A 10,283-nucleotide genomic window follows, 5' to 3' on the forward strand; every position below is an offset into this window, starting at 1 on the left:
GACGCTCCTATGTCAAGTGGTACGGGCTGAATCAGCTAAGTCGGCAAGAATGAGCGGGTACAACTCCCTGACGATATAACGCTTCAGGCAGCGATGAATTTCCTTGTTCGACATTCCTTCCTTGGTTCGTCGCTCGACGTATGCGCGGGTTCTCGGGTCACTGCGCATGCGCACCATGGCAATGGTCCACAAGGCGTTGTTCGCAGCGCGGTCGCCGCCTCGATTCAGGCGATGTCGGACCGTTTTTCCGGAAGATGCTTGCAATGGACTCGTGCCACAAAGCGCGGCGAGCGCGGCATCGCTTTTCAACCGTTCCGGATTGTCGCCTGCAACGGCAACAAGCACTGCCGCCGTTTGAGGCCCAACACCGAATCGTTCCCGAAGCCGTCTGGCATGCTTGAGGGTTAGTTGTTCGAGCATCGCATCGAGCGTCGTGAGTTCTTCCGCCAGCGCGAGATAGCGCTTTGCCAACAAGCGCAGCCTGGTGGTCAGAGTCTGCAACATCGGCGTGTTACCCAACGAGCGCAGCCGTGCGCAGTTGGCAACGCATTCGGCGGTCTTTGTCTTCAGAAGGCGTTCGCGGATGTCCTGCGGCGCGCTCACCAGCAAGGCTCGCAACTGATTGATCGCCTGCGTCTTGGCTTTGACGGCGCTGCGACGAGCAACGGAAACAGCTCGCATTGCTTCGGCCGCCCCAGATTGCTCTTTGGGAATCGCAGTTGCCTTCCCGGCGAGGACCGCACGCGCGGCGTTTTCTGCATCGGTCGGATCGGACTTTCCGCGCGATCGACGCGCAGCCCGATCCGGACGATTGACCTCCAGCACCTCAATCTCGTGATCGCGCAACACGCGGGCAAGGCCTGCGCCATAGGTGCCGGTACCTTCAACGCCAGCCCGACGCAGGTGACCGAGAGAATTCGCCCAGGTCAGCAGCTTGAGATATCCCGCCGTCTCGGCCGGCACCGAAAGGGTTCCAAGGAGCTTTCCTGTTTCGCTGATTACTGCTCCGACATGTGTATCGAGATGCGTGTCGACGCCCAGGATGACTTCGTGTTGTTCCATGCGTGTTTCCGTCGTGGTGGACGCATCGCCAACCCCACTCGCTGGACAGGACACTCACGGTGCAGGACAAAGCTCCTATCAGGTCACAAACGCTGGGCCCGGCAACGCTCGGGGAACGCCGGAGCTCGATCGACAGGTCAATGCCAAGGCAGCTCGGCCAATCCCAGCACGGGTCAGATCGATCCGACGTTCGAGGCGTATTCTGAACTGAGTGTCCCAGCAATTGCCGCGCCGACTCATCGAAGGCTCGAGCTTGTGTGATTGGCAGAAGCGACGCCATTCGTCACTGCCGTATTGACTCCCCTGGTCGGAATGAACCAACACGGATTGCTTCGGTTGGCGGCGCACAATCGCCATCAACAGCGCGTCGAGAACCAGCTCGCGAGCAAGCGTGGGCTTCATTGCCCAGCCCACAACTTTTCTCGAATAGAGGTCCAGTACTACCGCCAGATAAAGCCAGCCCTGCCAAGTTCGCAGATACGTGATGTCCGTGACCCAGGCACGGTCTGCCGCTTCGACGGTGAATTGTCGGTTCAGTCGATTGGGCGCGAGAATCGACGGCCGGCCCGCAGCGCGACGAGGCGACTTGTATCCTCGAATCGCCTTGATACCGTTGCGTTGCATGATTTTGGCCACTCGGTTCTTGCTGCAAACTTCACCCACCTCGCGTAGGTCGCAGCACACGCGACGCGCACCATAAACGCCGTAGCTGGCTGTATACGAGTCCCGAATCAGTCCAAGCAGCCGCTGATCCTCGGTATCTCGGTCAGACATCGGGAAATGCAGCCAGTGATAGTAGCCCGCACGCGCAACGTCCAGCATTCGGCACATCGTAGCGACACGAAATTCATGCCGATGGTCGTTGATGAAGCGATACTTCACTCGGGCTCCCTGGCAAAGTATCGCGCGGCTTTTTTTAGGATGTCTCGTTCTTCTTCGAGACGACGCATCTGAGCCCGCAGGCGAAGCACCTCCTGCTTGGCTTCCAATAGTTCGCTGGCTTGCGCCTCGGACTTGTCGGGCTTGACCGCCTTGACCCACTTGTACAGGCTATGAGCAGATACGCCCAGCCTGGCCGAAACTTCGGCCACGGAGTAGCCCCGCTCGGTGATTTGCCGAACCGCTTCCTGTTTGAATTCCGGGGTAAATCTCTGTGCGCTCATGACGACCTCCTATGCTCAAATCATAGGCCAGCGGCGTCTAGTATTCCCTGGGCAGTCCAATCATAGGCCAGCGGCGTCTAGTATTCCCTGGGCAGTCCAAGTTTTATATAACAAAACTAATCATATGTTCAAGCGCCTCACGCGCGACCGTAGCCTCATATCGAAGCTAAGATCGATAAAGAATCATCTTCATCCCGCGTCGGCCCAATCCGGTATTTAATACGCATCGGATCCAGTTCGCCTGTGCCTCCGTTGTATCCGACGTTTTCATCGCCCACGACAGCGCTATACTGAAACCTCGATGGTCGTTTCTCCTGCGTACTGGCCAAAGCTTGACCGATCGTCGAGCCATCCGCCGTCCCGCGGTTGCTCACAGATTGGGCCCAAGCGGCCACCATGCCCATTTCCAAGCTCATGCGACGACTCCCTCTCGCCCGCTTGAAACAAACCGCGCCGCAGGCGAGCGCGCCCCGGCAAATCGCCCCGGCCAGCCCTGCCATCGCTTCCACCGAGGCGTCCACCCCGATGGGCGACTACCACTACGCGCCGAGCGCGATCCAGCGGCGCCGCGCCGATGCGCCCGGTGCCGCGGCACCGCCTTCGGCTACGAACCACGCTGGCGGCAATCGGCAGTCGCTGCCCGCGTCATTGCAAGCCGGCCTTGAGCAGCTGGGCGGCATCGCGCTGGACCATGCGCGCGTGCATTACGATTCACCGCTGCCCGCGCGCTACGCGGCTTCCGCCTATGTGCGCGGTGCCGATATCCATCTCGCGCCGGGGCGCCGCCAGGACCTGCCGCATGAAGGCTGGCATCTGGTGCAGCAAGCCCAGGGGCGCGTGGCGGCCAGCACGTATCACCAGGGCTCGCCATTCAACGACAACCCCGCGCTCGAACACGAAGCCGACCGGATGGGCCAGCGCGCGCAACGGCTCGGCGCGACGACCGGTGGACGGGCTGCAACGGCCGACATGGCGCGGCAGAGCGTGGCACGCGCCGCGCCGCATGCCGGCAAGGCGGTACTGCAGGCCAAGCTGACGGTCAACAAACAACTGGTCGACGTCAAGAATGCCGAGGAAACCGTCGACACCCTGGCAGGCAAGATCGGCGACGCCACGCTGAGAGAGCAATACACCCAGTATCTCGATACCCACCGCGAGCGTCTCCTGCACGTGGTCCGCAAGTGGGCTGCCTCACCCGGCCATCAAGGTATCAAGGGTTTCGTGGAACGCCCGCAAGGTGGCGACAAACCCGTCAAGGCCCGGGCACGGGCCTATGACTCGGACGACGGCTTTGCGGCGGCCTTGCTGGCCGAAGCGCGCTCGCAAGACAAGAAGCGCAACGAGAAGGCTTACGCACAGGAGATCGTCGGCAACGAAGATATTCGCGGGGAACTGGTCGGGCTGATCGCCGAGCAAATTCCGCAAGCGCTGGACAGTTATCGCACCACAATTGGCGAGGTCGCAAAGCTCAACCCGAAGAACCGCCGGACCTATCTCGAATACGTACGCACCGATCAGGCGACCACCATTGAACAAGTCCTGACGGCACCGGGCAAGCACAGCTTCGGGGAACTGGTGGCGGCAATCCATGACGTGCAGGAACTGCTGTACCAGACCCGGAACGCAGAACTGCAGCCCCGTGTTCCGGATGAACAGGAACGCAATCTCCTGAACCCGCATGCGCTGCACCCCCTCGACTACCGCGGCTCGACCTACAGCGAAGACGGCAAGTCAATCGAGCGCACCCTGGTCGATCGCGCCTGGCGCGGCCCGGACGCCACACCGCGTCCGAGCAATCCGCACGTGCGCACCGCCATGCTGCTCGACAACCCCACTGACATGGGGCCATCGATGACGGCCGCGCGCATGTTCGTGCTGGCGGCGGCCGGCGGTGCCAGGAGCCATCAGATCGAGGCGCTGGCGCTGGCCTTGTTCGCGTTTTGGAACCGGACCTACCGGCGGGACATCACCGACATCCATCGCTATCACTTCACCATGGACATGGCCGCGAATTTCGGCGTCGACTACGATCCGACCCAAGTCATCGACAAGGAAGCGCGAGATCAAAACGACCAGCGCAGGCGGGACAAACGTGAGAAGTACTGGAAACAGCGCGAGAAGTTCAACCTGGCAGAGATCGGCTCCGAGTTCGACGACTACGATTACATCGACTGAAGGGCCTGACGGCGCAGCCGAGTGGCCTTGGCCAATCAGCATCCGGCGGCCAGGTTGGATCGCAGCGCCTCGATGCGTGCCGATGCTCCAGGCGCAGGTTTCCGCGTGATGTGCCTCGTCGGTGGCCAATAGGCCCATGTCAACTGACGGCCCGAAAAAGAAAAAGCCCCGCAAGTCCGAGAACTTGCGGGGCTTTGTCACCGCCTATTGGCGGAGACGGAGGAATACCAAATCGCCCGAAAGCCCTTTACTGACAAGCCTCCGAGAAAGTGTCCTTTCCCTACCCATACTTCTACCCATACCAAAAAAGACCGGCTTTTAGACTGCCTGGGACGGTCCAATTCCCAGTTCCAACCATCAAAACACGGTTCGAATCCTACTCGCACGCCCCTGATTGGCGGGGGCCTGCTCGCGGTCAACGAAGACTTTGACGTTGCGCGTCGCTGGCGCTGCCCCTGTTGATCGAACACACAGGCTCTGCCCCGCTACAGCTCGAAGTCCTTCCGGAAACAAGCTATTTGATGCATCCGTTCGTGCAATATCGTGACGATACCGATGTCGCCATTTGAGAACCAGCGCCGAAATAGCCATCACACCGAATCCCGCGGGGCCGCGACGGTGTCTCGCGCGTCGCAATACCATAAAAGGCATCAACAAACCCGGCAAGGTAGGGGTCGGCTTGGGTCTCCCAACGCTCCCGCGTGTAACGGTAAATTCCGTCGAGCCGGAAAGATGCGGCCTCTCGGACGCGAATCCGTACTTCGTGCACGGCACGTCAACTCCGGTTGCGCGCAATCACATCAGCCGCCGTCAACGGCGTGTACGAGGACTCCGGCGCAGCGTATGCGTGACCCAACTCAGCCCTGAGTCGATCGAATGCGTCCGCCTCGTTGAGCTCGTTGTGGCGCAGAATCTGGTCCCGGACATACTCACTAACGTTTTCATACGCGTCAATTTCGCCGACGTTCTCCGCGGCGAAGTTGCTCAGCCGGCTCTTGGGGCGAACCGTAATTGTCGTTGCTGCAGCGCGAGACATGGCAACCCCACTTCATCAATGTCTTCAATATGCTAAAAATGAATACACGCGCAAATGGGGTTCTTAACCGCACACGCGCCAGAACCGCTCGCTAACATCTCCCTCTGCCGAACAGGCGGGTACCGTTCAGCGCCGTGACAGAAAACCACCCCGGGCTCCTCCAGAAAATATCCCCCGCAGTGCCAAAGCATTCTCCTGCTCAGCTGTGAGTTTGCAACGCTCGAGCAGAGACAGTCATTGGCGCAAACCTGCCGGCGATTTCTCAATCTGATTCTCGCGCGCCTCTTATCCAGATCGTCGCGCGACCGCTCAGACCCTTTCTTCAACAAAATCGCAATAGCCTCTAACTCCCCAAGATTCATTTGCGGAGTCGAGGTACCTCCGCTCCTCAGAGCCCGGGGAACGACTCCCGTGAAGCGCCTGCAGCGATGAGAAATTCAAATCGGCAGAAAGACTATTTCGAGGTAATCCCCATTCTCTAGCGCTGGAACCGCAGTGCTCGCAAAAATCTTCGCAAATTTTGGTCGATCTTTCGTAGACCTCTCGCCACTTCGAGAGATATTCAGTCCGTGCTTGAAATCAATCTTCCGCTCCATGTCCCCCTTCCCTGTAAACCCTCGCGCGGCTACATCGCGTAGTAACGCACTTACGTCGGCAGCATTCGGTATTCCTTTCAGTGCATTCGGCAGCGCGATCAGTACGTCAATGAGTTGAGCCATTTCTTCGCGGATATGGGAGGGAAGAAAGATATCGCAATTCGCCTTGTGTGGTCGGATAATACCCACCACATCGCCGCTCGAAATCTCCTTCGTCGCAATGCGACCCTGATTCTGCTGTATCAGGGAGATGGATATCTTCGAAATATAATGCACATAGTGGGGAACCACGGGGAGGCCTATACGACCAACCGCCTGCATGGCCGACGCCTGGATGTTCAAGGCGTAGAGCTCATTCATTCGACCGATCAGCGTCCACATCCGCCGATCATCCAAATGACCGATCTTGACAGTTCTGAGATCTTTAAAGCCGCCCCAGTCCACCGAGAAATACTTTTGCCCAACCCTGTAGACTTGATGCTCTTTTGCGATCTGATCGATCGTCAGCTTCAAAAGTGAAGCCTCGGCGGCCACATCAAGTTCCGTTAGCGCCCCTTCCACACAAAGCACTTGGTCATTAGTAATTTTGCACTGAATCAAATCGCACGTCTGTGAGACCGCGAGGAGAACAATTTTCGGTTCGCAGAGTGATTGATACATATTTGCGAACTGAATTTTTTCAAGTCCACATTCTGGCGCGGTCTGCTCAAGTGTGGCAAGAAAGGAAGCCTCATAAAATAGCTCCGGTATGAGCTGTTGGGGCTTGAGTTGTCCCAACAGGACTTCATCGGAGCTACCTACTCCACGCCCGGCTTTCACGAAATCGACCTTCTTCAGCAGTTTGGAAGTCAGAACCTGGCCATATAGCCATGCCAGATAGTCGTCCAACGTACCTTCGTCTTTCAGCTGTGCCGCATGGAATGTGACAAGGTCTTCGAGCTCCAAGCTTTCAATCGACTCTGCGATTTCTTTGGCTGCCTCCTCATATCCTTTTCGGAGACCTTTATAAACCGAATAGAATTCGAGCAATTTCTTAGCAGAAATCGTATGGTACTCCTTCGCCAGACCAACCACGCGGCCATCAAATTGCAAATCGGCTTTCGGTACCATACGAAAATAGCTGGACATCGTCCTGGAGCCTTTTCTGAACTCCAGAGCCTTCGTCTCTGTCTCGCTAGGATTTAGTGCACTACTGATCAAAAGGACAAAGGGAGGCGTAGCGGTGGTGGACTTGAAACAATGAGCCGAAACCCCACTAAGCCAATGCGTGCTCTCAGCGATCTTCTTGTAGTCAGCGTCATTCGAAAGCATGTAGTCGATGACGATGATGGAGGGAACATCGTTTGGATTGAAGGGGGGCAATGAGTGAAACAGTACGACCTCGAACCCTGCGTCATGAAGACCGACCCTTACCTTCTCGAGAAGTTCCACCCGAGCGTGCCAAATACTAGCCAACTCTCCCCATTCATTCCTAAGTTCTCCAAAGCGTGGGGACGATGCAATCTTGCCCCAGAACTTGATATCGGCACCTGCGTTCTCGAGCCACGGGTCAAAGTATGCTGAGGTGCGCACATCTCCTACAGGCTTGTATTCGGCGACAAACCATTCCCTGACATCTTGATGGTCAGACAACAGTTGACGCAAGGAAGGAATACACGCTGCAAGTACCTGACGCTGGGGGGCTGCCCACGCATCATCAATGAAATAAGCTCGCGGGCGAGCCACCCGCAGCATGGACGAACCGGTATGAGTAGCAAGATTCAACATGCCCCCGCTCATATCTTCATTATTGTTCATGGTTACGCGAATTTAAATCGAAAACCTTTATAGATATCTTTGGTTTCATCCCAAAGCAGCTCGATCTTTACACTATTATCATCACTCAACCGCTTTGTTATGTAGAGTCCCAAACCACGTCCGGCAGAAGCAGGTTTCTTGCTCCAGAAGGGGTCAAATATCTTGTCTGCGTCCTGCTCCTCGATTCCCGGTCCGTTGTCAACAAAATCAATCGTTTTTTGGTTAAGGTCGTACTCGACCGTAATCGCGGAATGAACACCCTGTTCTCCGCCCTGCAGATCAATCAGCGAATCTCGCGTGGATAGCCAATAGACGGAATTAGATATAAGGTTTTCGAAAATTTGGAAGATCTGCCCGGGAACTACGCAGGTAATCAGAGAATCGTTTAACCTTCGCTCAAAGTCAACGCTGATTTTGTGGCGTTCGAATTGAGCCTCATGAGCGCTGATCAGCGTATCGATGACTTCCAGGACATCACAGTCCGATTTGACCTGTCTTCCCGGGGTACTAACCGGATCAAGGATTCGCAACCTTTTTTCGAGCGTCTTAAGCTGTTGCTGAAGTGATCTCAAGGTCGGAGACAGCTTGGCGGCCTTTGCCTCACGGTCAAGATCACCAAGTGTGTACTTCGCGGTTCGAGCAAGTTCATGGACAATAAACTCTACCAACATCCCGACACCGGCCAAATGAACATACGTCTCGGCGCCTTCCTGCTGCTTTCTAATGGTGGATTTCGCGTGTGCCCACGCCAGCTCCAGTTGATCGATGTGTGATCGCAGCTCGCGAATGGAGGCATCGCTCTCAGGAAGCTTTTTGGAAAGGATCGTCAGTGACGCTTTGGCCGACTTCGATTTTTCTTTTACCGTTTGATCAATTTTTTGAACAGAATTTAATGCCAGCCTGGTAGAGCGCTCCTCGTGCGCAGACACACGCGATCCCAGCTCCTTCCAGATCCCCTGTTGAAGGCACTGAATGAGCGCCCGCTTCTCTGGGGAGTCCCGCATGCCTTCACGGTTCGTTTGATCCTTGAGGGCAGGATTCGTTTCTGACCCAATCCGGACGTAGCCGACGAACTGCCCCCGGTTTAGCTTGAAAGATCGCCGGCGGAGCGCCCGCTGGTCAAGGGATAACCAATCGTCTTCCGGGGAAGCGTAGGGATACACGCGATAACCATCACGATATACCAACAGTCCACCGCCCCATAGCTCGAGCCATTCCTTGAAATCGTTTCTCGCATCCTTCTCGGAAATCTCTTGTCCTTTTCTTTGACGGTTAAACCAATAACCTTTCATCGAGAAAGGACCGAGGGTATCGATTCCCGCATATCGAGGGGCATTGCTCCGAACTTGGCCCGGAACCATCGGCTCATTTTCATCAGCGAGCATGCTATATACCCCATCACCCTCTGCAAATATTTCCTGTGAATCCTCATCAACCTGGCCGCCCTGCGACGGCACACGAAAAATAGCCTTTCCCTTCAGGACCGGTAAAGGTTTGCGGCTCGCTGATCGGGCATCACTAGGCGGAGATTTGTAGAAAAATTCCATCTCGAGATAGCCATGCCATCCTCTCAACCAGTCCTGATCGATTTCGACGAAAGCATCCCTCAGCTCATCGCCGTTAAAGAAGAGCCTGATGTCGAGCCGAATCGAATGACGGTCAAAGGGATCCTGCAATTTTGATAGATGCGTTCTCGCAATACGACGCAACGTTTGTTCCGACCAATCGCTTTGCAAATCAGAAACAGTTATTCTGGTTCCTTGACTCTTGTCTTTTTCATCGGCAAGAGACTCTAGCGTCGGATGAAACTCCGATATATCGAGTTCAACATTGTCCTCCAGAGAGCCCCAATCACAGCCCAGCCGGGAGAAATTCTTGTCGGTTGTGGTTGTTGTGGTGACGACCAGCCGCCGTCCCAGGCGCATCGCCGAAAGCCGCCCAATACCTTTCTCCCCGAGATATTTACTCCCGGCTTTACCTACACGATTAGGCGTTCCGACCGTCAGGAAATTTTTGACGAGCGAGTCTTTTGTCATTCCATCGCCAAAATCTTCGACCTCCAGATAGGAACAGTTCGAATACGCATCACGAAGCAAAAGGATAGCTTCGTCGCTGCCTACTCCCGATAAAGTATCCAACAGCGCAGACTTGAAAAGCTCACTCGCATCAGGACTGATGTATTGCTGGATCCATTTGGATACGACAGCCCGTGTCAGCGGCTTGCCGGAAGCCTTGATCTCGGATTGGAATTTTAGATAATCAGAATGCTTTAACCAAGAGAACACCCGGATGATGACTTTCTCAGTCTTGGCGTCGACTGCGTTTTTTATCAACTCATATAGTGCAACTTCGTCCGAGCTGATCAGTTCAGCGCCCAATTCGAGCAACACACGCGCTTTAACATTGAATTGATACATGGCGATATAGCTAGTTATCGTTTTAGAGCCGGCAAAC

At 55.9% G+C, this 10,283-nt stretch carries 6 protein-coding genes and 1 pseudogene; 1 reads left to right on the plus strand and 6 read right to left on the minus strand.

Annotation, left to right across the window (positions count from 1 at the left end; genetic code table 11):
* Positions 1 to 12: 12 nt before the first annotated feature.
* The 3 genes and pseudogenes from BM43_RS39725 to BM43_RS41105 form a co-directional block, all read right to left on the minus strand.
* Positions 13 to 1,062, minus strand: coding sequence for an IS110 family RNA-guided transposase (locus tag BM43_RS39725; RefSeq protein WP_036050746.1), 1,050 nt, complete (start codon positions 1,060 to 1,062; stop codon positions 13 to 15).
* A 213-nt stretch (positions 1,063 to 1,275) separates the two neighbouring features.
* Positions 1,276 to 2,225: pseudogene (locus tag BM43_RS39730) on the minus strand (IS3 family transposase); the annotation flags it as partial.
* A 155-nt stretch (positions 2,226 to 2,380) separates the two neighbouring features.
* Positions 2,381 to 2,641 carry a hypothetical protein gene (locus tag BM43_RS41105; protein WP_124083866.1) on the minus strand — a complete coding sequence of 87 codons (261 nt, stop codon included), beginning with the start codon at positions 2,639 to 2,641 and terminating at the stop codon, positions 2,381 to 2,383.
* Between BM43_RS41105 and BM43_RS37760 the strand changes: the two genes are divergently transcribed.
* On the plus strand, positions 2,622 to 4,400 hold the full coding sequence (locus BM43_RS37760; protein WP_080742127.1) for an eCIS core domain-containing protein: 1,779 nt from the start codon (positions 2,622 to 2,624) through the stop codon (positions 4,398 to 4,400). The genes BM43_RS41105 and BM43_RS37760 overlap by 20 nt on opposite strands.
* A 775-nt stretch (positions 4,401 to 5,175) precedes the next feature.
* Here BM43_RS37760 and BM43_RS36355 read toward each other — a convergent pair.
* From BM43_RS36355 to BM43_RS39740, 3 genes are all read right to left on the minus strand, one after another.
* Positions 5,176 to 5,436, minus strand: a complete 261-nt coding sequence (locus tag BM43_RS36355; RefSeq protein ID WP_036050743.1) for a hypothetical protein — start codon at positions 5,434 to 5,436, stop codon at positions 5,176 to 5,178.
* A 437-nt stretch (positions 5,437 to 5,873) separates the two neighbouring features.
* Positions 5,874 to 7,829 carry a hypothetical protein gene (locus BM43_RS36360; RefSeq protein WP_127841058.1) on the minus strand — a complete coding sequence of 652 codons (1,956 nt, stop codon included), beginning with the start codon at positions 7,827 to 7,829 and terminating at the stop codon, positions 5,874 to 5,876.
* A 2-nt stretch (positions 7,830 to 7,831) separates the two neighbouring features.
* Positions 7,832 to 10,246 (minus strand): sensor histidine kinase, encoded by a 2,415-nt coding sequence (locus BM43_RS39740; protein WP_080742126.1) that lies wholly within the window; start codon positions 10,244 to 10,246, stop codon positions 7,832 to 7,834.
* Positions 10,247 to 10,283: the final 37 nt, after the last annotated feature.

Source organism: Burkholderia gladioli (genome assembly GCF_000959725.1).
Lineage (GTDB): Bacteria > Pseudomonadota > Gammaproteobacteria > Burkholderiales > Burkholderiaceae > Burkholderia > Burkholderia gladioli.

Coding starts and splice junctions, on each gene's coding strand:
- BM43_RS39725 (WP_036050746.1), bottom strand. CDS start 1,062: ATGGAACAACACGAAGTCATCCTGGGCGTCGACACGCATCTCGATACA.
- BM43_RS36360 (WP_127841058.1), bottom strand. CDS start 7,829: ATGAACAATAATGAAGATATGAGCGGGGGCATGTTGAATCTTGCTACT.
- BM43_RS39740 (WP_080742126.1), bottom strand. CDS start 10,246: ATGTATCAATTCAATGTTAAAGCGCGTGTGTTGCTCGAATTGGGCGCT.
- BM43_RS36355 (WP_036050743.1), bottom strand. CDS start 5,436: ATGTCTCGCGCTGCAGCAACGACAATTACGGTTCGCCCCAAGAGCCGG.
- BM43_RS41105 (WP_124083866.1), bottom strand. CDS start 2,641: ATGAGCTTGGAAATGGGCATGGTGGCCGCTTGGGCCCAATCTGTGAGC.
- BM43_RS37760 (WP_080742127.1), top strand. CDS start 2,622: ATGCCCATTTCCAAGCTCATGCGACGACTCCCTCTCGCCCGCTTGAAA.